Origin of the sequence: Klebsiella sp. A52 (assembly GCF_018388785.1) — a bacterium.
Classification (GTDB): domain Bacteria; phylum Pseudomonadota; class Gammaproteobacteria; order Enterobacterales; family Enterobacteriaceae; genus Klebsiella; species Klebsiella aerogenes.
On record NZ_CP074437.1, the window covers coordinates 1,919,314 to 1,942,534 of the forward strand.

The window sequence follows — 23,221 nt, forward strand, 5'->3', positions numbered from 1 at the left end:
CTTTTGCCGCACTTAGAAACGGAAATTGAAACCCGCATAGGCGCCATCCGCCAGGACGTTATCGCGGTGGTCATGTTTACCCGCCATATCGATATAGCGATAGCCCGCTTCGATGCTCATGGATTTAATGATATTCACGCGTAAGCCGGCATTGGCTTCAAGGTATTCATCAACGCCGCTGGACATTGAATCCGGGGAATAATAAGCCTCACCGAACAAGGTAAAGAAATCGCCAAGCGGTAGTTGAGCGCCGCCGCCGAGGGCAATCGCATAGCCTTCATCGCCATCGTTCGGATTCAGGTATACCGCTTTACCACCGGCCGTCAGCAGGAACGGACCGAGGTCAAAGTTATAGCCCATGCCCAATCCCACCGTATCGCCATCGTTATCGCTATGCGCCCAGTTCCCGTTAAAGGTCATTCCGGGAGCCTGTGGATTAAAGCTGGCTGATAAGTTGGTGAATTCTGAACCGGCCTCACCGTGAAGACTAACGGAAGCGAAGGCGGCGCTGCTGGCGCTCAGGGCGGCGATAAGCAGGATGGATTTCAATCTGAACATGCTCATTATTCGTATTCCTTCGGGTAAAAAAATGCCCGATACGAGCGCTCGGGCAAAATTAACGGGTTTCTGGTTTAATAGTTATGTGCAGAATAAAAGCATTTATCGCCCACCGTTACCGTTTATATGTTTATTTTTAAATAATGGTCGTGAGGCGATAAGTGGGACTGCAGTGTGTTAAAACTTCTCAGGCAGGGAGGTGATACTCTGTAAATAACCACCGCGGGCAAACTCGATATAGCCACCTTTTTTCAATGCGGAAAGCACATTCAGAATGCTGCTGCGCGACAAATGCGTGCGGTCCTGAATATATTCCAGCATGGATACCCGCGAACGAGTCTCTTCAGGAAGCAACAGCATTTCCATTAAGTGATTGCGAATGACCGAATAAGTCCGCTGCTGTAATACTAAATCGTCGCGATACACCAAATAAGAGGTGTGGTAAGCTAGTAGCCGGGTGACCTCTTCCCACATGTTATGCTCACTGAACAGTTGCATGGCTTTGTCGCTGTCAATCCGCAGGATCTCCGTATCGACTTCCGCGCGAAGGCCGTGGCTACGGCTGGGCTGCAGCATCTCGGCTACGCCAAACAGGTGTGGTTCATAGACGGTGACCATGAGTAATCTGTCCGATGAGCGAAAAATGGATAACTCACCTTTCTTAAACAGATAGAGCTGGATTTTACCTTTATATTCCCAGCTAAGCCTTTTCCTTGCGACCATATTTATTGGCGTGGCATGCGGTTCCAGCATTGCCATCAGACGGTTGATCGCGTCTTGCGGCCGAACGGGAGGTTTAATATTCATTGCGATCCTCTCGGTATAAGAGTACAGGTATTCGATAAATTATAGATGGTGATTATTAAAAATAGTGATGCCATAAACTATAACGATAAAGTAGGGTTGTGATTTAGGATTTATTGCGGAAATAAAAAAGCCGGCGGGTTAGCGCCGGCTGGAGAGTTTGGCTTCGCGGTTTATTTATCGCGATTTTCCAGGTTTTCAACCTGTGGCAGACCGGTGGCGGAAGACGCGCTGAGTAGCCCGGATTGGGCATAGCCGAATAGCTTCTCACGAGTATCGGTAATGTCCAGGTTACGCATGGTCAGCTGGCCGATACGATCTTCAGCGGTAAACATGGAATCGCCTTTTTCCATGGTCAGACGCTCTGCTTTATAGGTCAGGTTGTCTGACACGGTATTCAGGATCGAGTAGTCGTTGCCGCGACGCAGTTCAAGGGTGACTTCGCCAGTGATCTGGCTGGCTACCCAACGCTGCAGCGAATCGCGCAGCATCAGCGCCTGGGAATCGAACCAGCGTCCCTGATACAGCAGACGACCCAACTGGCGGCCATGAGCATGATATTGCTCGATAGTATCTTCGTTATGGATACCGGTCAGCAGGCGCTCGTAGGCGATATGCAATAGCGCCATCCCCGGGGCTTCATAGATGCCGCGGCTTTTCGCTTCAATGATGCGGTTTTCAATCTGATCGCTCATGCCCAGACCGTGGCGACCACCGATGCGGTTAGCTTCCAGCATCAGTTCGACGTCATCGCTGAACGTTTTACCATTCAGCGCAACCGGGTGGCCCTGTTCAAAACGCACGGTCACTTCTTCAGCGGCGATTTTTACGCTTTCATCCCAGAACTTCACACCCATGATCGGGTTGACGATTTTCACGCTGGAATTGAGAAATTCGAGATCTTTCGCTTCGTGCGTCGCACCCAGCATGTTGGAGTCGGTGGAATAGGCTTTTTCGACAGACATTTTGTAGTCGAAGCCGCAGGCTATCATAAACTCGGACATTTCATGACGACCGCCCAGTTCATCAATGAAGTCGCTATCCAGCCACGGTTTGTAAATCTGCAGTTCCGCATTGGTCAGCAGACCGTAGCGATAAAAGCGCTCGATATCGTTGCCTTTATAGGTGCTACCGTCGCCCCAGATGTTGACGCCATCTTCTTTCATCGCGGCAACCAGCATGGTGCCGGTCACGGCGCGGCCCAGCGGCGTGGTATTGAAATAAGTTAAGCCGCCGGTGGTGTTATGGAATGCGCCGCACTGAATCGCCGCTATACCTTCCGCCACCAGTTGTTTGCGGCAATCAATCAGACGAGCGCCTTCAGCGCCATACTCTTTCGCACGACGCGGAATGGCTTCGTAGTCGTCTTCGTCAGGCTGGCCCAGATTCGCGGTATATGCATAAGGAACCGCGCCTTTTTTACGCATCCACAGCAGGGCGGCGCTGGTATCCAGTCCACCAGAGAAAGCAATACCAATACGTTGACCAACCGGGAGATGCTTAAGAATCGTCGTCATAAAATAAAACCCTGCTAGATAGACTGTGGTGAGTTCGACTCAACAACAAATTTGCATTTTTATGCACTAATTGTGAGTTTTCATTTAATCATCTTTTGCTGGCGACAGGAAGAGCCTGATGGTGATTTTGCTAAAAAAGCCTGAAATGCCAGCATAAACGGCAAGCGGGTGGTGTAAAATGGATGTTGACAAAATATATGATTTATCGATACAATTCACCACGATTTTATGTCCCGTCCTCGGTACCAAATCCCAGCAGTATTTGCGTCTTTTGCTCAGAAAGAGTAAAATATGCCACGTTTCAGGCGCGGGGTGGAGCAGCCTGGTAGCTCGTCGGGCTCATAACCCGAAGGTCGTCGGTTCAAATCCGGCCCCCGCAACCACTTTCCCATTAAGTACTTTTTCAAATATACTGTGAGGACTAGGTCCTTCGTAGCCGGATTTGAAAGAATTCTTCTGGAAGGTGTTCCAGATCGCAATTGCGGTCTCAGGGTTCAGTTATCTAAAGCCCCGATTTATCGGGGTTTTTTGTTATCTGACTTCAGAATAACTGGGCTATACGCCCTTTTTTTATGTCTTGGGGGTGGGTTTGTCCACATTAGAGCAAAAATTAACAGAGATGCTCACTGCGCCAGTTGAAGCGCTTGGCTTTGAGCTGGTCGGCATCGAATTTATTCGCGGTCGCACATCCACACTGCGCATCTATATTGATAGTGAAGATGGCATCAATGTTGATGATTGTGCTGATGTGAGCCACCAGGTCAGTGCTGTCATGGATGTCGAAGATCCGATCACCGTCGCTTACAACCTGGAAGTCTCTTCGCCTGGTCTCGACCGTCCGATGTTTACTGCTGAACACTATCAACGTTTCACCGGTGAAGAAGTTTCGCTGGTGCTGCGCATGGCGGTACAGAACCGTCGTAAATGGCAGGGCATTATCAAAGCGGTAGACGGTGAGATGATCACGGTAACCGTCGAAGGCAAAGATGAAGTGTTCGCGCTGAGTAACATCCAGAAGGCGAACCTGGTTCCCCACTTTTAACAGTCTGGATTGAGGTGAAAGGCCCCGATGAACAAAGAAATTTTGGCTGTTGTTGAAGCCGTTTCCAACGAAAAAGCGCTGCCGCGCGAGAAGATTTTCGAAGCGTTGGAAAGCGCTCTGGCAACGGCGACCAAGAAAAAATACGAACAAGAGATCGACGTTCGCGTAGAAATCGACCGTAAAAGCGGCGATTTCGACACCTTCCGTCGCTGGCTGGTGGTTGAAGAGGTGACTCAACCTACCCGCGAGATCACGCTGGAAGCTGCGCGTTACGAAGATGAAAGCATGAACGTCGGCGACTACGTTGAAGATCAGATTGAATCTGTCACCTTCGACCGTATCACTACGCAGACCGCTAAACAGGTTATCGTACAGAAAGTACGTGAAGCTGAGCGCGCGATGGTTGTCGATCAGTTCCGCGAGCACGAAGGTGAGATCATCACCGGCGTGGTGAAAAAAGTGAACCGCGACAACATCACTCTGGATCTGGGCAGCAATGCTGAAGCCGTGATCCTGCGTGAAGATATGCTGCCGCGTGAAAACTTCCGTCCGGGCGACCGTATTCGCGGCGTGCTGTACGCCGTTCGTCCGGAAGCGCGCGGCGCGCAGCTGTTCGTGACTCGCTCCAAACCGGAGATGCTGGTCGAACTGTTCCGCATTGAAGTGCCGGAAATTGGCGAAGAAGTGCTGGAAATCAAAGCCGCAGCCCGCGATCCGGGTTCTCGTGCGAAAATCGCTGTGAAAACCAATGACAAGCGTATCGACCCGGTTGGCGCTTGTGTCGGTATGCGCGGCGCGCGCGTTCAGGCGGTTTCTACCGAGCTTGGCGGCGAGCGCATCGATATCGTCCTGTGGGATGATAACCCGGCGCAGTTCGTGATTAACGCTATGGCGCCGGCTGACGTCGCGTCCATCGTGGTGGATGAAGATAAACACACCATGGACATCGCGGTAGAAGCAGGCAACCTGGCGCAGGCGATCGGCCGTAACGGTCAGAACGTCCGCCTGGCATCGCAGCTCAGCGGCTGGGAACTCAACGTGATGACCGTTGATGACCTGCAGGCTAAGCACCAGGCTGAAGCCCATGCCGCTATCGATACCTTCACCAAATATCTCGATATTGATGAAGATTTCGCAACCGTACTGGTTGAAGAGGGCTTCTCCTCGCTGGAAGAACTGGCCTATGTGCCGATGAAAGAACTGCTGGAAATCGACGGCCTTGACGAAGCGACCGTTGAAGCACTTCGTGAGCGTGCGAAAAACGCACTGACTACACTGGCGCTGGCTCAGGAAGAAAGCCTGGGAGACAACAAACCTGCCGACGATTTACTGAATCTGGAAGGTTTGGACCGTGCTCTGGCGTTTAAGCTGGCTGCCCGTGGTGTTTGTACGCTGGAAGATCTCGCCGAACAGGGCGTTGATGACCTGGCTGATATCGAAGGTATGACCGACGAGAAAGCTGGTGAACTCATCATGGCTGCTCGCAACATTTGTTGGTTCGGCGACGAAGCGTAATAAACTGTAGCAGGAAGGAACAGCATGACAGATGTGACTATTAAAGCGCTGGCCTCAGAAATTCAGACCTCTGTGGATCGCCTGATACAGCAATTTGCTGATGCAGGCATTCGCAAATCGGCTGATGATTCTGTGACCGCGCAAGAGAAGCAAACCTTGTTAACGCACCTGAACCGTGAACACGGCTCGGCGCCTGACAAGCTGACGTTGCAGCGTAAAACGCGCAGCACGTTAAATATTCCAGGTACCGGTGGAAAGAGTAAATCGGTACAAATCGAAGTCCGCAAGAAACGCACCTTTGTGAAACGCGATCCGCAAGAGGCTGAACGCCTGGCCGCGGAAGAGCAGGCGCAGCGTGAAGCGGAAGAGCAGGCCCGTCGTGAAGCTGAAGAAGCAGCTAAACGCGAGGCGCAATTAAAAGCTGAACGTGAGGCCGCAGAACAAGCTAAACGTGAAGTCGCTGATAAAGCGAAACGTGAAGCCGCGGAAAAAGACAAAGTGAGCAATCAACATACCGACGAAATGACCAAGACCGCCCAGGCTGAAAAGATCCGCCGTGAGAACGAAGCAGCGGAGCTGAAGCGCAAATCGGAAGAAGAAGCACGCCGCAAACTTGAAGAAGAAGCGCGCCGTGTAGCGGAAGAAGCACGCCGTATGGCTGAAGAAAATGAAAAAAACTGGAGTGAAACTCCGGAAACCCCAGAAGAAACGACCGACTACCACGTAACCACCTCTCAGCATGCGCGTCAGGCTGAAGATGATAACGATCGTGAAGTTGAAGGCGGTCGCGGCCGTGGCCGTAACAGCAAAGCTGCGCGTCCGGCGAAGAAAGGCAACAAACACGCTGAATCTAAAGCTGACCGTGAAGAAGCCCGTGCGGCCGTTCGCGGCGGTAAAGGCGGCAAACATCGTAAAGGTTCTTCTCTGCAGCAGGGCTTCCAGAAGCCGGCTCAGGCCGTTAACCGTGATGTTGTGATCGGCGAAACCATCACCGTTGGCGAGCTGGCCAACAAGATGGCGGTCAAAGGCTCTCAGGTCATCAAAGCGATGATGAAACTGGGCGCGATGGCGACCATCAACCAGGTCATCGACCAGGAAACCGCACAGCTGGTTGCCGAAGAGATGGGCCACAAAGTTATCCTGCGTCGTGAAAACGAGCTGGAAGAAGCAGTAATGAGCGACCGTGACACCGGCGCTGCGGCTGAACCGCGCGCACCGGTAGTGACCATCATGGGTCACGTTGACCACGGTAAAACCTCTCTGCTGGACTACATTCGTTCTACTAAGGTTGCCTCCGGCGAAGCGGGTGGTATTACCCAGCACATCGGCGCGTACCACGTAGAAACCGACAACGGCATGATCACCTTCCTGGATACCCCGGGCCACGCCGCGTTTACCTCTATGCGTGCTCGTGGCGCGCAGGCGACGGATATCGTGGTTCTGGTGGTGGCGGCAGACGACGGCGTGATGCCGCAGACTGTGGAAGCTATCCAGCACGCCAAAGCGGCGCAGGTGCCGGTAGTGGTTGCAGTGAACAAGATCGATAAGCCGGAAGCGGATATGGATCGCGTGAAGAACGAACTCTCCCAGTACGGCGTGATGCCGGAAGAGTGGGGCGGTGAAGCGCAGTTCATCCCAGTATCAGCGAAAGTCGGTACCGGTATCGACGACCTGCTGAACGCAATCCTGCTGCAGGCTGAAGTTCTCGAACTGAAAGCGGTACGTAACGGTATGGCGAGCGGCGCGGTCATCGAATCCTTCCTGGATAAAGGTCGTGGTCCGGTAGCTACCGTTCTGGTTCGCGAAGGTACTCTGCATAAGGGCGATATCGTACTGTGTGGCTTTGAATATGGCCGCGTACGTGCGATGCGTGACGAACTGGGTCGCGAAGTGCTGGAAGCGGGTCCGTCCATTCCGGTGGAAATCCTCGGTCTGTCCGGCGTTCCGGCGGCGGGTGATGAAGTTACCGTTGTTCGTGACGAGAAAAAAGCGCGTGAAGTTGCGCTGTATCGTCAGGGTAAATTCCGTGAAGTTAAACTGGCTCGCCAGCAGAAATCTAAACTGGAAAACATGTTCGCTAACATGACCGAAGGCGAAGTTCACGAAGTGAACATCGTGCTGAAAGCGGACGTGCAGGGCTCTGTCGAAGCGATTTCCGATTCCTTACTGAAACTGTCTACCGACGAAGTTAAAGTGAAGATCATCGGTTCCGGCGTAGGTGGTATCACCGAAACCGACGCGACCCTGGCTGCCGCTTCCAACGCGATTCTGGTTGGCTTCAACGTTCGTGCCGATGCTTCCGCACGTAAAGTTATCGAGTCAGAAAGCCTGGATCTGCGTTACTACTCCGTCATCTATAACCTGATCGACGAAGTGAAAGCAGCGATGAGCGGCATGCTGTCTCCGGAACTGAAACAGCAGATCATCGGTCTGGCTGAAGTGCGTGATGTCTTCAAATCGCCGAAATTCGGCGCCATCGCGGGCTGTATGGTTACCGAAGGTACGATTAAACGTCACAACCCAATCCGCGTCCTGCGCGACAACGTGGTTATCTATGAAGGCGAGCTGGAATCCCTGCGCCGCTTCAAAGATGACGTTAACGAAGTCCGTAACGGCATGGAATGTGGTATCGGCGTGAAGAACTACAACGACGTTCGCGTTGGCGATATGATCGAAGTGTTCGAAATCATCGAAATCCAGCGTAGCATCGATTAATCGTCAGATAGCTATGCGAAGGCCGGGTAAGCGAAGCGCCACCCGGCAATAATTTTAAAAAGGGGCTTTTGGCCCCTTTTTTGTCTTTATTCTGGAGAATTTATTATGGCGAAAGAATTTGGTCGCCCGCAGCGCGTGGCCCAGGAGATGCAAAAAGAAATTGCCATCATCCTGCAGCGTGAAATCAAAGACCCGCGTCTGGGCATGATGACCACCGTTTCCGGCGTGGAAATGTCCCGTGACCTGGCCTATGCCAAAGTGTATGTCACCTTCCTCAACGACAAAGATGAAGCCGCGGTGAAAGCGGGCATCAAAGCGCTGCAGGAAGCCTCTGGCTTTATCCGCTCTCTGCTGGGCAAAGCGATGCGCCTGCGCATCGTGCCGGAACTGACTTTCTTCTACGACAACTCGCTGGTCGAAGGGATGCGCATGTCCAACCTGGTTACCAGCGTGGTGAAACACGACGATGAGCGTCGTGTTAACCCGGACGACAGCAAGGAGGACTAATGAGTCGTCCTCGTCGTCGCGGCCGCGACGTGCACGGCGTATTGCTGCTGGATAAGCCTCAGGGCGCCTCCAGCAACGATGTGCTGCAGAAAGTAAAACGTATTTATAACGCCAACCGCGCTGGGCATACCGGCGCGCTGGATCCGCTGGCGACCGGTATGCTGCCGGTTTGCCTTGGCGAAGCGACTAAGTTTTCCCAGTATCTGCTGGACTCCGATAAGCGTTATCGCGTGATCGCCAAACTTGGCCAGCGTACGGATACCTCCGACGCCGATGGTCAGGTGGTGGAAGAACGCCCGCTAACCTTTAGCGAAGAACAACTGGCGGCGGCGCTGGATAGCTTCCGCGGCGAGACTCAGCAGGTGCCGTCGATGTACTCGGCGCTGAAGTATCAGGGTAAAAAACTGTACGAATACGCTCGTCAGGGCATTGAGGTTCCGCGTGAAGCCCGGCCGATTACGGTCTATGAGCTGCTGTTTATTCGCCATGAAGGCGATGAACTGGAGCTTGAGATCCACTGCTCGAAAGGCACCTACATCCGTACGATTATCGATGATTTGGGTGAGAAACTTGGCTGCGGCGCGCACGTGATTTTCCTGCGTCGCCTGGCGGTGAGCAAATACCCGGTCGAGCGGATGGTGACCCTGGAGCAGCTGCAGGCGCTGGTCGAACAGGCGGCGGCGCAGGATATTCCTGCCGCGCAACTGCTTGATCCGCTGCTGATGCCGATGGACAGCCCGGCTTCGGATTACCCGCTGGTTCATATTCCAGAAACTTCCGCGGTCTACTTTAAGAACGGTAATCCGGTTCGTCAGTCAGGCGCGCCGCTTAACGGGCTGGTGCGGGTGATGGAAAGCGAGTCCGGCAAGTTCCTCGGCATGGGCGAAATCGACGATGAAGGCCGCGTCGCGCCCCGTCGTCTGGTGGTGGAATACCCGCAGTGAGCGCTTTTGTTGCGATAAAAGCCTGCTACGAGTAGAATATCGCCGCTTAACGTCCGCTAAAGTGTTTTAACATTTTCGGGCGTTGCATCAGGGGTTGCTGAATTAGAGATCGGCACCCTTTCTTTACTTATAATTTTGGAGTTTGAAAATGTCTCTAAGCGTTGAAGCTAAAGCACAAATCGTTTCTGAGTTCGGTCGTGGCGCAAACGACAGCGGTTCTACTGAAGTTCAGGTTGCACTGCTGACTGCACAGATCAACCACCTGCAGGGTCACTTTGCAGAGCACAAAAAAGATCACCACAGCCGTCGTGGTCTGCTGCGCATGGTTTCTCAGCGTCGTAAACTGCTCGACTACCTGAAACGTAAAGATGTTGCACGTTACTCCGCGCTGATCGAGCGTCTGGGTCTGCGTCGCTAATTCTGCGAGTTTCAGAAAAAGGGGCCTCACGGCCCCTTTTTTCGACCGGGCGGCAGCAATTCATTAAAAACTCATGTATTGTTGCTATTAATGATCTTCATGCAGAGGTTCGCGCGGCTAATGAGAGGCTTCATCCGCAGGGGCGGGTAAAGGTTGTCATTAGTCGCGAGGATGCAGAGGATCGGGTCATCAGGCGCGATATCGTGGATATGGCGTCATATTTAGATAAAAGGATAGAATTTTGCTTAATCCGATCGTTCGTAAATTCCAGTACGGCCAACACACCGTAACCCTGGAGACCGGCATGATGGCGCGCCAGGCAACGGCCGCTGTGATGGTTAGCATGGATGACACCGCGGTATTCGTTACCGTTGTGGGTCAGAAAAAAGCGAAACCGGGCCAGGACTTCTTCCCGCTGACTGTTAACTACCAGGAGCGTACTTACGCTGCCGGTAAAATCCCGGGTGGCTTCTTCCGTCGTGAAGGCCGTCCAAGCGAAGGCGAAACCCTGATCGCGCGTCTGATTGACCGCCCGGTTCGTCCGCTGTTCCCGGAAGGCTTCGTTAACGAAGTTCAGGTTATCGCGACCGTTGTTTCCGTTAACCCGCAGGTTAACCCGGATATCGTCGCGATGATCGGCGCATCCGCAGCGCTGTCTCTGTCCGGTATTCCGTTCAATGGCCCAATCGGCGCCGCTCGCGTGGGTTACATCAACGACCAGTACGTACTGAACCCAACCCAGGAAGAGCTGAAATCCAGCAAACTGGATCTGGTGGTTGCCGGTACCGAAGCGGCCGTACTGATGGTTGAATCCGAAGCTGAACTGCTGAGCGAAGACCAGATGCTGGGCGCGGTGGTCTTTGGCCACGAGCAGCAGCAGGTTGTTATTCAGAACATCAACGATCTGGTGAAAGAAGCCGGTAAACCACGTTGGGACTGGCAGCCGGAAGCGGTCAACGAAGCGCTGAACGCGCGCGTTGCTGCGCTGGCTGAATCCCGCCTGAGCGATGCTTACCGTATCACCGACAAACAAGAGCGTTACGCTCAGGTTGACGTCATCAAATCTGAAACCATCGCTACGCTGGTTGCTGAAGATGAAACCCTGGACGCCAACGAACTGGGTGAAATCCTGCACGCCATCGAGAAAAACGTTGTTCGTAGCCGCGTACTGGCAGGCGAGCCGCGTATCGATGGCCGCGAAAAAGACATGATCCGTGGTCTGGACGTTCGTACCGGCGTACTGCCGCGTACTCACGGTTCCGCACTGTTTACCCGCGGCGAAACTCAGGCGCTGGTTACCGCGACTCTGGGTACCGCACGCGACGCGCAGAACATCGACGAACTGATGGGCGAGCGCACGGACTCCTTCCTGTTCCACTACAACTTCCCTCCGTACTCCGTAGGCGAAACTGGCATGGTGGGTTCTCCGAAGCGTCGTGAAATCGGTCACGGTCGTCTGGCTAAGCGCGGCGTTCTGGCCGTAATGCCGACAATCGACGAATTCCCGTACACCGTTCGCGTGGTATCTGAGATCACCGAATCCAACGGTTCTTCTTCCATGGCTTCCGTCTGTGGCGCATCTCTGGCGCTGATGGACGCTGGCGTGCCGGTGAAAGCCGCCGTTGCGGGTATCGCAATGGGTCTGGTGAAAGAAGGCGACAACTTCGTCGTACTGTCCGACATTCTGGGTGACGAAGACCACCTTGGCGATATGGACTTCAAAGTTGCGGGTTCTCGCGACGGTATCTCTGCGCTGCAGATGGATATCAAAATTGAAGGTATCACCAAAGAAATCATGCAGGTTGCTCTGAACCAGGCTAAAGGTGCGCGTCTGCACATCCTGGGCGTGATGGAACAGGCGATTAACGCGCCGCGCGGCGACATCTCCGAATTCGCACCGCGTATCCACACCATCAAGATCAACCCGGACAAGATCAAAGACGTTATCGGTAAAGGCGGTTCTGTTATCCGTGCTCTGACCGAAGAAACCGGCACCACCATCGAAATCGAAGATGACGGTACCGTGAAGATCGCAGCGACCGACGGCGACAAAGCGCAGCATGCTATCCGCCGTATCGAAGAGATCACCGCTGAGATCGAAGTTGGCCGTATCTACAATGGTAAAGTGACCCGCATCGTTGACTTTGGCGCATTCGTTGCCATCGGCGGCGGTAAAGAAGGTCTGGTTCACATCTCTCAGATCGCTGACAAGCGCGTTGAGAAAGTGACTGATTACCTGCAGATGGGTCAGGAAGTACCGGTTAAGGTTCTGGAAGTTGACCGTCAGGGCCGCGTACGTCTGAGCATTAAAGAAGCAACTGAGCAGACTCAGCCAGCTACCGCGCCGGAAGCTCCGGCCGCAGAGCAGGGCGAGTAAGGTTGCCGATTGCCCTCCGCTTCGGCGGAGGGTCTATTCCGGGCAGGATGCCTTTTTGCAGCCGGGGAACTGGACGTTCATCCAATCGTTGTCTTCGGGAGTGGGAAATGAAGCCTTTTCTGCGCTGGTGTTTCGTGGCGACAGCTCTCACGCTGGCAGGATGCAGCAACTCTGCCTGGCGTAAGGACGCCGTCCTCGCGGTACCATTGCAACCGACTTTGCAGCAAGAAGTGATTCTGGCGCGCATGGAACAAATTCTTGCCAGTCGGGCTTTAACCGATGACGAACGCGCACAGCTTTTATATGAGCGCGGAGTGTTGTATGATAGTCTCGGTCTGAGGGCATTAGCGCGAAATGATTTTTCACAAGCGCTGGCAATCCGACCCGATATGCCTGAAGTATTCAATTACTTAGGCATTTATTTAACGCAGGCAGGCAATTTTGATGCTGCCTATGAAGCGTTTGATTCTGTACTTGAGCTTGATCCAACTTACAACTACGCGCACTTAAACCGCGGCATCGCTCTGTATTACGGTGGCCGTGCTAAGTTAGCGCAAGATGATCTGCTGGCGTTTTATCAAGACGATCCCAATGATCCTTTCCGCAGTCTGTGGTTATACCTCGCCGAGCGTAAGCTTGATGAGAAGCAGGCGCTTGAAGCACTGAAACAGCGCTTCAACAAGTCGGATAAAGAGCAATGGGGATGGAACATTGTCGAGTTCTACCTTGGCGACATTAGCGAAAAAGAGCTGATGACCCGTCTGAAGGCAGACGCAACGGATAACACCTCGCTCGCTGAGCATCTCAGTGAAACCAACTTCTATTTAGGTAAGTACTACCTAAGTCTGGGGGACAAGGACAGCGCTACGGCACTGTTCAAACTGGCGGTCGCTAACAACGTTCATAACTACGTTGAGCACCGATACGCATTGTTGGAATTATCGCTCTTGGGCCAGGAGCAAGATGACCTGGCAGAATCGGACCAGCAATAGCTGACGAACACACATCAGCCCATTTTTTGATTGCCATCACCTTCGCGGGTGAGGGCGTTGTTGTTCGTTAATACACCTACTTTGAGCCGGTTCACACTTTTCAATGAAAATTACTCTAAATTTTCACGATGAGTTATGTAGACTGGCCGCCATTAATTTTGAGGCACACGTACTACATGGCTGAATTCGAAACCACTTTTGCAGATCTGGGCCTGAAGGCTCCTATCCTTGAAGCGCTTAACGATCTGGGTTACGAAAAACCATCTCCGATCCAGGCTGAGTGCATTCCGCATCTGCTGGACGGCCGCGACGTTCTGGGTATGGCCCAGACCGGTAGCGGTAAGACCGCAGCGTTCTCTTTACCGCTGCTGAACAACATCGATCCTGAGCTGAGAGCACCGCAGATTCTGGTGCTGGCGCCGACCCGCGAACTGGCGGTACAGGTTGCTGAAGCAATGACGGAATTCTCTAAACATATGCGCGGCGTAAACGTGGTTGCCCTGTACGGCGGCCAGCGTTATGACGTGCAGCTGCGCGCCCTGCGTCAGGGGCCGCAGATCGTTGTCGGTACCCCGGGTCGTCTGCTGGACCACCTGAAGCGCGGTACGCTGGATCTCTCTAAACTGAGCGGCCTGGTACTGGACGAAGCAGATGAAATGCTGCGCATGGGCTTTATCGAAGACGTAGAAACCATTATGGCGCAGATCCCGGAAGGTCATCAGACCGCTCTGTTCTCCGCCACTATGCCGGAAGCGATTCGTCGCATTACCCGCCGCTTCATGAAAGAGCCGCAGGAAGTGCGCATTCAGTCCAGCGTCACCACGCGCCCGGACATCAGCCAGAGCTACTGGACTGCTTACGGCATGCGTAAAAACGAAGCGCTGGTGCGTTTCCTGGAAGCGGAAGACTTTGATGCGGCGATTATCTTCGTGCGTACCAAAAACGCGACCCTGGAAGTGGCAGAAGCGCTGGAGCGTAGCGGTTATAACAGCGCCGCGCTTAACGGCGATATGAACCAGGCGCTGCGTGAGCAGACCCTGGAGCGCCTGAAAGACGGTCGTCTGGATATCCTGATCGCCACCGACGTTGCGGCCCGCGGCCTGGACGTTGAGCGCATCAGCCTGGTTGTTAACTATGACATCCCGATGGATTCCGAATCTTACGTTCACCGTATCGGTCGTACCGGTCGTGCGGGTCGTGCGGGTCGCGCGCTGCTGTTCGTTGAGAACCGTGAGCGTCGCCTGCTGCGTAACATCGAACGTACGATGAAGCTGACGATCCCTGAAGTAGAACTGCCGAACGCAGAACTGCTGGGCAAACGTCGCCTGGAGAAATTCGCCGCTAAAGTTCAGCAGCAGCTGGAAAGCAGCGATCTGGACCAGTACCGTGCGCTGCTGGCGAAAATCCAGCCGACCGCGGAAGGCGAAGAGCTGGACGTAGAAACGCTGGCCGCTGCGCTGCTGAAAATGGCCCAGGGCGAACGTTCTCTGATCGTTCCGCCGGATGCGCCGATGCGTCCGCGTCGTGAATTCCGCGATCGTGATGACCGTTTCGAACGCCGTGGCGACCGTAATGACCGCGGCCCGCGTGGCGATCGTGAAGATCGTCCGAAGCGTGAGCGTCGTGACGTGGGTGAAATGGAATTGTACCGCATTGAAGTGGGCCGTGATGACGGCGTTGAAGTTCGTCATATCGTTGGCGCGATCGCTAACGAAGGCGACATCAGCAGCCGTTACATCGGTAACATCAAGCTGTTCGGTTCTCACTCCACCATCGAACTGCCGAAAGGTATGCCGGGCGAAGTGCTGCAGCACTTTACTCGTACCCGCATCCTGAACAAGCCGATGAACATGCAGCTGCTGGGCGATGCGCAGCCGCGCACCGAACGTCGTGGCGGCGGCGAGCGTCGTGAAGGCGGTCGTGGCTTCGGCGGCGAGCGTCGTGAAGGCGGTCGTAGCTTCGGTGGCGAACGTCGTGAAGGCGGTCGTGGTGAAGGTCGTCGTTTCAGCGGCGAACGTCGTGAAGGCGGCCGCGCGCCGCGTCGTGACGATGCTTCCGCGCCGCGCCGTGATGATTCCGCGGGTCGTCGTCGTTTCGGTGGCGATGCGTAATAAGCGCAATCCGCTAGCGTAAAGTAAATAATACAGCCCCGATCGTCATGATTGGGGCTTTTTTTATTTCTTTTGTACTCGTGTACTGGTACAGTGCGTCATGCTCAACGTGAGCGAAGTATTTTCGACTGGAGATTTCGGCAAATGGCGACACTAACCACTACGGCCACCCGACCGTCTTTATTTGGCGGCGTGGTGATTATCGGCGGCACAATTATTGGCGCGGGCATGTTCTCGCTGCCGGTGGTTATGTCCGGCGCGTGGTTCTTCTGGTCGCTGGCGGCGCTGGTTTTTACCTGGTTCTGCATGCTGCACTCCGGTTTGATGATTCTGGAAGCCAACCTTAACTACCGGATTGGCTCCAGCTTCGACACCATTACCAAAGACCTGCTCGGCAAAGGCTGGAACCTGGTAAACGGCGTGTCGATCGCCTTTGTGCTGTATATCCTGACCTACGCCTATATTTCGGCGAGCGGTTCGATCCTGCACCACACCTTCAGTGAAATGTCGCTGAACGTACCCGCGCGCGCTGCGGGCTTCGGCTTCGCGCTGCTGGTGGCCTTTATCGTCTGGATGAGCACGAAAGCGGTAAGCCGCATGACGGCTATCGTACTGGGCGCTAAGGTGATTACCTTCTTTCTGACCTTCGGCAGCCTGCTGGGGCACGTCGAGCCGACGACGCTGTTTAACGTCGTGGAGAAGAATGCCTCCTATGCGCCATACCTGCTGATGACGCTGCCGTTCTGCCTGGCCTCGTTTGGCTATCACGGTAACGTGCCGAGCCTGATGAAATATTATGGTAAGGATCCGCGTACCATTACCCGCTGTCTGATTTACGGTACGCTGCTGGCGCTGGGTCTGTATGTGGTCTGGCTGCTGGTGACGATGGGTAATATCCCTCGTCCGCAGTTTATCGGTATCGCCCAGAAGGGCGGCAACATTGATGTGCTGGTGCAGGCGCTGAGCGGCGTGCTGAATAGCCGCGGTCTGGATCTGCTGCTGGTGGTGTTCTCCAACTTTGCCGTCGCCAGTTCCTTCCTCGGCGTGACGCTGGGGTTGTTCGATTATCTCGCGGATCTGTTTGGCTTTGACGATAGCGCGATGGGACGCTTTAAAACCGCGCTGTTGACCTTTATCCCGCCGATGATCGGCGGGCTGGTGAAACCAGATGGCTTCCTTTACGCCATTGGCTATGCCGGTCTGGCGGCGACGGTATGGGCGGCGATTGTGCCGGCGCTGCTGGCCCGCGCTTCGCGTAAACGCTTCGGTAGCCCACAGTTCCGCGTTTGGGGCGGAAAACCGATGATTACGCTGATCCTGCTGTTCGGGCTCGGCAACGCGGTGGTGCATTTCCTGTCGAGCTTTAATCTGTTGCCGGTTTATCAATAACCGCATCGCCCGGTGGCGTGACGCGCACCGGGCTTACCGCGTCACTAACCTAACAACTCCTCTTTCACCTGCATCGCTAAATCAAAGGAATGCAGGCGCGCCTGGTGGTCGAAGATCTGGCCGTTAACCATGATTTCGTCCGCTTCCGTTTCGCGAAGAATCGACGCTAACCCGTGGCGAACTTTGGTTTTATCGCCAACCAGCGACATGCTTAATGCCTGCTGCACACCATACTGCTCGGACGCTGACCACAGCTGATGCATATTTTCCACCGGCGGCGGCAACTGCCCGGTTTCGCCGCGGCGCAGCTTAACGAAGGCCTGCTGCATCGAAGTAAAGAGGAACTCCGCGTCGCGATTGCTATCGGCGGCGATAATATTGATGCATACCATCGCGTACGGTTTTTCGAGCCGCGCCGAAGGTTTGAAATTGCTGCGATACAGATGCAGCGCCTGGAATAACATGTCCGGCGCGAAGTGAGAGGCGAAAGCAAATGGCAGACCAAGCTGCGCCGCCAGCTGCGCGCTGTACAGGCTTGAGCCCAGCAGCCACACCGGAATTCGTTCGCCATAGCCGGGAACCGGGCGCACCTGCGGATGAGCATCGCGGGCGTCAAACCAGTCCACCAGCTCCGCCACATCGCGCGGGAAATTATCGACATCGCCGCTCATATGGCGACGCAGCGCGCGCATGGTCGGCTGATCGCTGCCCGGCGCGCGGCCAAGGCCGAGATCGATACGTCCGGGATACAGCGTATTCAGGGTACCGAACTGTTCGGCGATCACCAGCGGCGAATGGTTTGGCAACATCACGCCTCCGGAGCCCAGATGCAGGGTGGTGGTATTGGCGGCAAGATAGCCAATCAACACCGAAGTCGCCGCGCTGGCAATGCCCACCATATTATGGTGCTCAGCCAGCCAGTAACGGTGGTAGCCGCGGGATTCCGCCAGCCGGGCGAGAGCGAGAGAGTGGGAGAAGGCTTCTTTAGCCGAAGATCCCTGCGGGATCGGCGCCAGATCGAGCACCGAGAACGGAATGGTTTTATCAGTCATAACAGCTCACTTTGTCGACGGTGAATCTTTTAATAGTGCATTAAAAATTAATAACCGTTGTTAACAAAGTGAGCTTTTACACTTCACCTTACGCCTGCAGCTCCAGCCCGGCCAGCCGTTTCCAGTAGCCGTTGCAATCGCTGTTGGCGGTGAGATCCAGCGGCGCAGCGCCATTTTCGTTGGCGCGGAAGGCGTCGAGTATGGCAAAGGTCTCGCTGCCCATCGGCGACAGGCGCACCATATCCACCAGACCGTGCATCGAGGTTAACTCGTTGCCAAGGTTATAGACGTAGCCGCTCATCGTCTGAATGCCGTTAAGCACAAACACCTGCTGGTTCTCCTGCGACAGCATGCTGCGCCCGGTTGGGTACTTGATGCAGCAGGTTTCGCATTCGTCTTTTGGCCGGTCTTCCGAGCGGGCGGTAAAGCAGCGCGCGGAATAAGCCAGCGGCAAATGGCCATAGCTCAGCACTTCGACTTCAAACTGGTTGCGAATGCCCAGTTCTTCGCACTGGGTCAGCAAATTAGCCAGCCAGTCGCGGGAAAGCTCCACTGGCATGCACCAGCGCGTCATGCCCTGCTTCAGCAGGAGGCGCAAAGTGACGGCGTTGTAGCAGTTCAGCGCATGACCGGCGACGAAGGGCAGCTTGCGTTCGGCGCAGAGGTTGACCACGCCGAGGTCACTGGCTTCAATCAGGAATTCGCCGTTCTCGACATAGCGCTTCAGCTCGCCCAGTTCGGAGGAGGCCTGCACCAGCGCGAGGGTGGAGAGCACCACCTGCTTGCCGCTACCGGCCAGCGCTTTCGCCATTTCGATCCAATCGCCGACTTTAGTGGCGCGGCGCTTGCTGCACACCGCCTCGCCCAGATAAATGGTGTCAGCGCTACTGTTTGCCGCCTGCTGGTAAAAATCTTCCAGCGTCTCTTTTGGCCAGTAGTACAGCACCGGCCCTAATGAATATTTCATGTTTCTCACTGCCATTTACGGTGATAGGCGCCAAGGGTGGTTTGCGTTCCTTCGGACATCGAACCAAGGGTTTCCATCCATGCGGATTGCGGCACGAAATTCTGCGGATCGGCTTTACAGCGGTCGATCGCCTGACGCCAGACTTTCGCTACCTGGGTGACGTATGCCGGGCTGCGCTGACGGCCTTCGATTTTTACCGAGGCGATATTGGCGGCCATCAGTTCTGGCAACAGCTCCAGGGTATTGAGGCTGGTGGGTTCTTCCAGCGCGTGGTAGCGCTCGCCGTCGACCAGGTAGCGGCCTTTGCACAGCGTCGGATAACCGGCATTCTCGCCATCCTGATAGCGATCGATCAGCACTTCGTTAAGGCGTGACTCCAGCCCCTGCGGCGTTTGCTGCCAGCGGACGAAGCGCGCGGGCGAACAGGCGCCGACGGTATTTGGCGATTCGCCGGTGAGATACGACGAGAGATAGCAGCGGCCTTCCGCCATGATGCATAAGCTACCGAAGGCGAAAACTTCCAGCGGCACCGGCGTGGCGCGGGCTAACTGTTTCACCTGGTGAATGGATAACACCCGCGGCAGTACGACGCGGGCAACGTCAAAGTTGCGGTGATAAAAACGCACCGCCTCTTCGTTAGTGGCGGACGCCTGCACTGAAACGTGACGTTCAATGTGCGGATAGCGTTCCGCGGCGTACTCCAGCATCGCGATATCGGCGAGGATAAGCGCGTCGGCGCCCAATTGCGCGGCCATATCCACAGCACGCTGCCAACGGGCATAACCGTCGGGATGGGCGAAGGTGTTAATCGCGATATGTAGCTTACGGCGATGCTGGTGCACAAAGCTGACGGCTTCCTGCAATTTCTTTTCGGTGAAATTAAGGCCGGCAAAGTGGCGGGCATTGGTGTCATCTTTCAGCCCGATATACACGGCATCGGCGCCGTTTTCGATGGCCGCCTTAAGTGCCGGGAGGTTACCGGCGGGGCAGAGCAGCTCCATAATTTTTCCTGAAAAACGCGGCCGGTCAGGGACGCAAAATGGTTAACGAGCTGGGATTTTAGTTAACCTTCTGGTGACAATTTTTGATTTGAGGCAGTTAAAAGCGTATTGGTGGGCTCAATAGCTGGCGACCATCATCGCGATTTTGTTGATTTACGCCGCTATGTCGTTTATTTGATATGGCACAATAGCGAAACTATTGCATGCATGGAGTGAAGCTTGTGTTGGATGAACTGCGTTCCCGGCTGGTCCGTTTTGGCCCGTCTTTAATGAGCGTGCCGGTTAAGCTGGCGCCTTTTGCCCTCAAGCGCCAGGTGCTGGAACAAGTATTGAGCTGGCAATTTCGCCAGGCGCTGGCGGATGGAGAACTGGAGTTTCTCGAAGGTCGCTGGTTAAGTATTAATGTGCGCGATATTGGCCTGCTGTGGTATACCTCGGTAGTCGATGGTCGCCTGGTGGTCAGCCAGCAGGCTGACGCCGACGTCAGCTTTAGCGCCGATGCCAGCGATCTGCTGATGATTGCCGCGCGTAAACAGGATCCGGATACGCTATTCTTCCAGCGTCGTCTGGTGATTGAAGGTGATACTGAGCTGGGTCTATACGTGAAGAACCTGATGGATGCCATCGAGCTGGAGCAGATGCCGAAAGCACTGCGGGTCATGCTGCTGCAGATGGCGGATTTTGTCGAAGCAGGCCTGAAGAGCCCGCAGAAACCTGAACAGACATCGGTAGGTGAGGCATGCTGATTCGAGTGGAAATTGGGATTGATGCGCCGGGTATCGACGCGCTGCTGCGCCGTACGTTCGGCAGCGACGCGGAAGCGAAGCTGGTGCACGATCTGCGTGAAGATGGTTTGATCACGCTGGGCTTAGTCGCCACTGACGATGAAGGCCATGTGGTGGGCTACGTCGCCTTTAGCCCGGTCACCGTCGAAGGCGAAGAGCTGCAGTGGGTCGGTCTGGGGCCGTTGGCGGTAGATGAAAGCTATCGCCGCCAGGGTATTGGCCGACAGCTGGTCTACGAAGGGCTGGATTCATTAAATGAATTTGGCTACGCCGCGGTGGTTACGCTGGGCGAACCGGCGCTGTATGGCCGTTTAGGCTTTGAACCCGCCGCCGCGTTCGATTTACGCTGCCGCTGGCCGGACACCGCTGAAGCCTTCCAGGTGCACCGTCTGGCGGATGACGCGCTGCAGGGCGTACACGGTCTGGTCGAGTACAGCGATCATTTCAATCGCTTCTGAGCCCCTCCAGCAGGGTCTCGAACGAACCATCCCCGGCAACGAGGCGCTCTTTCTGGCGCTTCGTTAGCTGCTTGATGCGATACTCCAGCCGCAGAGCGAGTGAGTGGTCACCAACTTTCTGACTAAACGCCAGCGCCAGTTCGCCTTTGCCGCGCAGCGCTTTCGCTCCTTTGCCTTCCTGATGCTGAAGAAAGCGGCGCGGAACATCGGTGGTAATGCCGGTATACAGGCGGTTATCAGCGGTTCGAATAAGATAGAGAAACCAGCACACGGTAATAACGTCAGTTTGTTAGGGTGTGTGCACCATAGCATAATGGAGAATAAAGATGGAAACGCTTGCCGCGATTAGCCGCTGGCTGGGTAAACAACACGTCATCACCTGGTGCGTCGCACGTGATGACGAGCTGTGGTGCGCCAATGCGTTTTACGTTTACGACCCGGATAACGTCGTTTTTTATCTGCTGAGCGACGAAAAAACCCGTCACGGCCAGATGACCGGCGAACGCGCGAAGGTCGCCGGGACGGTCAACGGCCAGCCAAAGACCGTTGCCTTAATCCGCGGCGTGCAGTTTAAGGGGGAGATCCGCCGCCTTCACGGTGACGAAGAGGCTGAGATGCGAAAACGCTACGTTAAACGCTTTCCTGTCGCCCGCATGTTGTCGGCGCCGGTGTGGGAGATCCGTCCCGACGAGCTTAAATTTACCGACAACACGCTGGGTTTTGGCAAAAAGCTATATTGGCTGCGCGACTCAAGCCCCGAGCAGGCGTAGCGCCTCGCGATTGAACGCCGGAAGATCGTCCGGGGTTCTGCTGGTGACTAACTGATCGTTATCAAGCACCACTTCCTGATCGTAAAACTCACCGCCGGCGTTTTTCACGTCGACCACGATGGGTTTAACCGCCGTGAGCTTACGCCCGCGAATGACGTCTGCGCTGATGAGTAACTGCGGGCCGTGACAAATGGCAAAGACCGGTTTACCGCTATTCACGAAGTCGCGAGTAAAAGTGACGAAGCGCTCATCACCCCGCAACTGGTCCGGTGAATAGCCGCCAGGCAGCAACAGGGCGTCAAACTGCGCCGGCGTCACGTCATCAATCGCTTTGTCGATCGCCACTTCAGCCTCGCCTTGCTTCCCTTTTACCGTTTTTCCCGCCTGTTTCTCAATTGTCACGACCTGATGCCCGGCAAGTTTAAAAGCCTCGGCAGGTGAGGTGAATTCAGAATCTTCGAAGTCGTCGGTGATTAGTACGGCAATCTTTTTACTCATTCTTCCTCCGATCTTTTGGCAGTGAATGAGGCATTTCCATGATGATGGTGGATACTTACCTCGTAAGCTATTAAGCCTGGAACATGTGGGGCAAAGTGCAAGGCAGACTATTCTGCAAAGGAGATTTGATGAGTCAGGTATTATTAACCGGCGCGACTGGATTGGTTGGTGGGCACTTACTTCGGCTACTACAGAGTGAGCCGCGTATTAGCGCGATTACTGCGCCAACGCGCCGTCCGCTTGCTCCAGCGGAGGGGGTATTCAATCCACACGATCCGCAGTTGACCGATGCACTGGCGCAGGTGGTTGATCCTGTCGATATCGTATTCTGCTGCCTGGGCACCACGCGACGGGAAGCGGGGAGTAAAGAAGCGTTTGTGCATGCTGACTATACGCTGGTGGTGGATACGGCGCTGGTCGGGAAGCGCCTCGGGGCGCAACATATGCTGGTGGTCAGCGCGATGGGCGCCAATTCGCATTCGCCCTTCTTCTATAACCGCGTGAAAGGAGAAATGGAAGAGGCGCTGATTGCGCAGGAGTGGCCGCGGCTGACCATTGCCCGTCCTTCGATGTTACTGGGCGATCGGGAGCATAAACGCGCCAATGAAACGCTCTTTGCACCGCTATTTCGTTTTCTGCCTGGAGACTGGAAAGCCATTCAGGCCCGCGATGTGGCGACGGCTCTGCTGGCCGAGGCGCTGGCGCCGAGCCATGAAGGCGTCCAGATCCTGACCTCGTCTCAGCTACGGGAACGCGCCGCCAGGCAGGCGGATTAATCATTTTCAAATTTGGACGGCAGGC

General features: G+C 54.9%; 23 protein-coding genes and 1 tRNA gene. 16 read left to right on the forward strand and 8 right to left on the reverse strand.

The features are described 5' to 3' along the window. Positions 1 to 12: 12 nt before the first annotated feature. From KGA69_RS09065 to argG, 3 genes are all read right to left on the reverse strand, one after another. A complete protein-coding gene (locus tag KGA69_RS09065; protein ID WP_045394946.1) occupies positions 13 to 564 on the reverse strand; it encodes a YfaZ family outer membrane protein in 552 nt (183 codons plus the stop codon). A 171-nt stretch (positions 565 to 735) separates the two neighbouring features. Further along, entirely contained in the window at positions 736 to 1,365 is a 630-nt protein-coding gene (locus tag KGA69_RS09070; RefSeq protein WP_045394944.1) for a winged helix-turn-helix transcriptional regulator, read from the reverse strand. Between the two features lie 170 nt (positions 1,366 to 1,535). Then, positions 1,536 to 2,879: an argininosuccinate synthase gene (gene argG / locus KGA69_RS09075; protein ID WP_015369521.1), complete on the reverse strand. Its 1,344-nt coding sequence runs from the start codon at positions 2,877 to 2,879 to the stop codon at positions 1,536 to 1,538. A gap of 306 nt (positions 2,880 to 3,185) precedes the next feature. Here argG and KGA69_RS09080 point away from each other — a divergent pair. The 12 genes from KGA69_RS09080 to mtr all read left to right on the forward strand — a co-directional run bounded on the left by KGA69_RS09080 (position 3,186) and on the right by mtr (position 16,889). Continuing rightward, positions 3,186 to 3,262 (forward strand) — tRNA-Met (locus tag KGA69_RS09080). A 206-nt stretch (positions 3,263 to 3,468) separates the two neighbouring features. Further along, positions 3,469 to 3,921 carry a ribosome maturation factor RimP gene (gene rimP / locus KGA69_RS09085; protein WP_015703598.1) on the forward strand — a complete coding sequence of 151 codons (453 nt, stop codon included), beginning with the start codon at positions 3,469 to 3,471 and terminating at the stop codon, positions 3,919 to 3,921. 27 nt (positions 3,922 to 3,948) lie between these two features. Then, complete coding sequence (gene nusA, locus KGA69_RS09090) at positions 3,949 to 5,436, forward strand: transcription termination factor NusA (protein ID WP_015369524.1); 1,488 nt, start codon at positions 3,949 to 3,951, stop codon at positions 5,434 to 5,436. 24 nt (positions 5,437 to 5,460) lie between these two features. Beyond that, positions 5,461 to 8,151, forward strand: a complete 2,691-nt coding sequence (gene infB, locus KGA69_RS09095) for a translation initiation factor IF-2 (protein WP_015703597.1) — start codon at positions 5,461 to 5,463, stop codon at positions 8,149 to 8,151. 105 nt (positions 8,152 to 8,256) lie between these two features. After that, entirely contained in the window at positions 8,257 to 8,658 is a 402-nt protein-coding gene (rbfA, locus tag KGA69_RS09100; protein ID WP_002918248.1) for a 30S ribosome-binding factor RbfA, read from the forward strand. Beyond that, positions 8,658 to 9,602, forward strand: a complete 945-nt coding sequence (gene truB / locus KGA69_RS09105; protein ID WP_045394942.1) for a tRNA pseudouridine(55) synthase TruB — start codon at positions 8,658 to 8,660, stop codon at positions 9,600 to 9,602. Before rbfA ends, truB begins: the two co-directional genes overlap by 1 nt. Positions 9,603 to 9,750: 148 nt before the next feature. Then, positions 9,751 to 10,020, forward strand: coding sequence for a 30S ribosomal protein S15 (gene rpsO, locus KGA69_RS09110; RefSeq protein WP_045394940.1), 270 nt, complete (start codon positions 9,751 to 9,753; stop codon positions 10,018 to 10,020). Between the two features lie 241 nt (positions 10,021 to 10,261). Further along, a complete protein-coding gene (gene pnp, locus KGA69_RS09115) occupies positions 10,262 to 12,397 on the forward strand; it encodes a polyribonucleotide nucleotidyltransferase (RefSeq protein WP_045394938.1) in 2,136 nt (711 codons plus the stop codon). A 107-nt stretch (positions 12,398 to 12,504) separates the two neighbouring features. Further along, complete coding sequence (gene nlpI / locus KGA69_RS09120) at positions 12,505 to 13,389, forward strand: lipoprotein NlpI (protein WP_020077841.1); 885 nt, start codon at positions 12,505 to 12,507, stop codon at positions 13,387 to 13,389. A gap of 103 nt (positions 13,390 to 13,492) precedes the next feature. Next, positions 13,493 to 13,573: a protein YrbN gene (gene yrbN, locus KGA69_RS09125; RefSeq protein ID WP_086538083.1), complete on the forward strand. Its 81-nt coding sequence runs from the start codon at positions 13,493 to 13,495 to the stop codon at positions 13,571 to 13,573. Further along, the gene (locus KGA69_RS09130; protein WP_015369531.1) at positions 13,566 to 15,500 is read left to right on the forward strand and encodes a DEAD/DEAH family ATP-dependent RNA helicase; all 1,935 of its coding nucleotides are present in this window, start codon (positions 13,566 to 13,568) and stop codon (positions 15,498 to 15,500) included. The genes yrbN and KGA69_RS09130 overlap by 8 nt, the downstream gene beginning before the upstream one ends. A 144-nt stretch (positions 15,501 to 15,644) precedes the next feature. Further along, positions 15,645 to 16,889 carry a tryptophan permease gene (gene mtr / locus KGA69_RS09135; protein WP_045394937.1) on the forward strand — a complete coding sequence of 415 codons (1,245 nt, stop codon included), beginning with the start codon at positions 15,645 to 15,647 and terminating at the stop codon, positions 16,887 to 16,889. A gap of 44 nt (positions 16,890 to 16,933) precedes the next feature. Here the strand turns inward: mtr and KGA69_RS09140 are convergent, their stop codons facing one another. The 3 genes from KGA69_RS09140 to ubiU form a co-directional block, all read right to left on the reverse strand. Next, positions 16,934 to 17,941 carry a luciferase-like monooxygenase gene (locus KGA69_RS09140; RefSeq protein ID WP_045394935.1) on the reverse strand — a complete coding sequence of 336 codons (1,008 nt, stop codon included), beginning with the start codon at positions 17,939 to 17,941 and terminating at the stop codon, positions 16,934 to 16,936. Between the two features lie 88 nt (positions 17,942 to 18,029). Continuing rightward, positions 18,030 to 18,908: a U32 family peptidase gene (locus KGA69_RS09145; protein ID WP_045394995.1), complete on the reverse strand. Its 879-nt coding sequence runs from the start codon at positions 18,906 to 18,908 to the stop codon at positions 18,030 to 18,032. A 5-nt stretch (positions 18,909 to 18,913) separates the two neighbouring features. After that, the gene (gene ubiU, locus KGA69_RS09150) at positions 18,914 to 19,909 is read right to left on the reverse strand and encodes a ubiquinone anaerobic biosynthesis protein UbiU (protein WP_045377933.1); all 996 of its coding nucleotides are present in this window, start codon (positions 19,907 to 19,909) and stop codon (positions 18,914 to 18,916) included. A 221-nt stretch (positions 19,910 to 20,130) separates the two neighbouring features. Here ubiU and ubiT point away from each other — a divergent pair, with 221 nt between their 5' ends. Then, positions 20,131 to 20,655 carry a ubiquinone anaerobic biosynthesis accessory factor UbiT gene (gene ubiT / locus KGA69_RS09155; protein WP_015369536.1) on the forward strand — a complete coding sequence of 175 codons (525 nt, stop codon included), beginning with the start codon at positions 20,131 to 20,133 and terminating at the stop codon, positions 20,653 to 20,655. After that, on the forward strand, positions 20,649 to 21,152 hold the full coding sequence (locus KGA69_RS09160) for a GNAT family N-acetyltransferase (RefSeq protein ID WP_213293020.1): 504 nt from the start codon (positions 20,649 to 20,651) through the stop codon (positions 21,150 to 21,152). The genes ubiT and KGA69_RS09160 overlap by 7 nt, the downstream gene beginning before the upstream one ends. On the opposite strand, the gene KGA69_RS09165 is transcribed toward KGA69_RS09160, so the two are convergent. Further along, entirely contained in the window at positions 21,139 to 21,429 is a 291-nt protein-coding gene (locus KGA69_RS09165) for a GIY-YIG nuclease family protein (protein WP_026612209.1), read from the reverse strand. The two genes, KGA69_RS09160 and KGA69_RS09165, sit on opposite strands and share 14 nt — an antisense overlap. Before the next feature lie 49 nt (positions 21,430 to 21,478). Between KGA69_RS09165 and KGA69_RS09170 the strand changes: the two genes are divergently transcribed. Continuing rightward, positions 21,479 to 21,922 (forward strand): YhbP family protein, encoded by a 444-nt coding sequence (locus tag KGA69_RS09170; RefSeq protein WP_049060831.1) that lies wholly within the window; start codon positions 21,479 to 21,481, stop codon positions 21,920 to 21,922. Here KGA69_RS09170 and KGA69_RS09175 read toward each other — a convergent pair. After that, the gene (locus tag KGA69_RS09175; protein ID WP_015703592.1) at positions 21,902 to 22,420 is read right to left on the reverse strand and encodes a type 1 glutamine amidotransferase domain-containing protein; all 519 of its coding nucleotides are present in this window, start codon (positions 22,418 to 22,420) and stop codon (positions 21,902 to 21,904) included. The two genes, KGA69_RS09170 and KGA69_RS09175, sit on opposite strands and share 21 nt — an antisense overlap. 128 nt (positions 22,421 to 22,548) lie before the next feature. Here KGA69_RS09175 and KGA69_RS09180 point away from each other — a divergent pair, with 128 nt between their 5' ends. Further along, a complete protein-coding gene (locus tag KGA69_RS09180) occupies positions 22,549 to 23,196 on the forward strand; it encodes an NAD(P)H-binding protein (protein ID WP_049060829.1) in 648 nt (215 codons plus the stop codon). Positions 23,197 to 23,221: the final 25 nt, after the last annotated feature.

Bases quoted from the DNA above. Each gene is read 5' to 3' on its own strand.
- KGA69_RS09065 (WP_045394946.1), bottom strand. From the start codon at position 564: ATGAGCATGTTCAGATTGAAATCCATCCTGCTTATCGCCGCCCTGAGC.
- KGA69_RS09070 (WP_045394944.1), bottom strand. From the start codon at position 1,365: ATGAATATTAAACCTCCCGTTCGGCCGCAAGACGCGATCAACCGTCTG.
- argG (WP_015369521.1), bottom strand. From the start codon at position 2,879: ATGACGACGATTCTTAAGCATCTCCCGGTTGGTCAACGTATTGGTATT.
- nusA (WP_015369524.1), top strand. From the start codon at position 3,949: ATGAACAAAGAAATTTTGGCTGTTGTTGAAGCCGTTTCCAACGAAAAA.
- infB (WP_015703597.1), top strand. From the start codon at position 5,461: ATGACAGATGTGACTATTAAAGCGCTGGCCTCAGAAATTCAGACCTCT.
- rbfA (WP_002918248.1), top strand. From the start codon at position 8,257: ATGGCGAAAGAATTTGGTCGCCCGCAGCGCGTGGCCCAGGAGATGCAA.
- truB (WP_045394942.1), top strand. From the start codon at position 8,658: ATGAGTCGTCCTCGTCGTCGCGGCCGCGACGTGCACGGCGTATTGCTG.
- rpsO (WP_045394940.1), top strand. From the start codon at position 9,751: ATGTCTCTAAGCGTTGAAGCTAAAGCACAAATCGTTTCTGAGTTCGGT.
- nlpI (WP_020077841.1), top strand. From the start codon at position 12,505: ATGAAGCCTTTTCTGCGCTGGTGTTTCGTGGCGACAGCTCTCACGCTG.
- yrbN (WP_086538083.1), top strand. From the start codon at position 13,493: ATGAAAATTACTCTAAATTTTCACGATGAGTTATGTAGACTGGCCGCC.
- KGA69_RS09130 (WP_015369531.1), top strand. From the start codon at position 13,566: ATGGCTGAATTCGAAACCACTTTTGCAGATCTGGGCCTGAAGGCTCCT.
- mtr (WP_045394937.1), top strand. From the start codon at position 15,645: ATGGCGACACTAACCACTACGGCCACCCGACCGTCTTTATTTGGCGGC.
- KGA69_RS09140 (WP_045394935.1), bottom strand. From the start codon at position 17,941: ATGACTGATAAAACCATTCCGTTCTCGGTGCTCGATCTGGCGCCGATC.
- KGA69_RS09145 (WP_045394995.1), bottom strand. From the start codon at position 18,908: ATGAAATATTCATTAGGGCCGGTGCTGTACTACTGGCCAAAAGAGACG.
- ubiU (WP_045377933.1), bottom strand. From the start codon at position 19,909: ATGGAGCTGCTCTGCCCCGCCGGTAACCTCCCGGCACTTAAGGCGGCC.
- KGA69_RS09160 (WP_213293020.1), top strand. From the start codon at position 20,649: ATGCTGATTCGAGTGGAAATTGGGATTGATGCGCCGGGTATCGACGCG.
- KGA69_RS09170 (WP_049060831.1), top strand. From the start codon at position 21,479: ATGGAAACGCTTGCCGCGATTAGCCGCTGGCTGGGTAAACAACACGTC.
- KGA69_RS09175 (WP_015703592.1), bottom strand. From the start codon at position 22,420: ATGAGTAAAAAGATTGCCGTACTAATCACCGACGACTTCGAAGATTCT.
- KGA69_RS09180 (WP_049060829.1), top strand. From the start codon at position 22,549: ATGAGTCAGGTATTATTAACCGGCGCGACTGGATTGGTTGGTGGGCAC.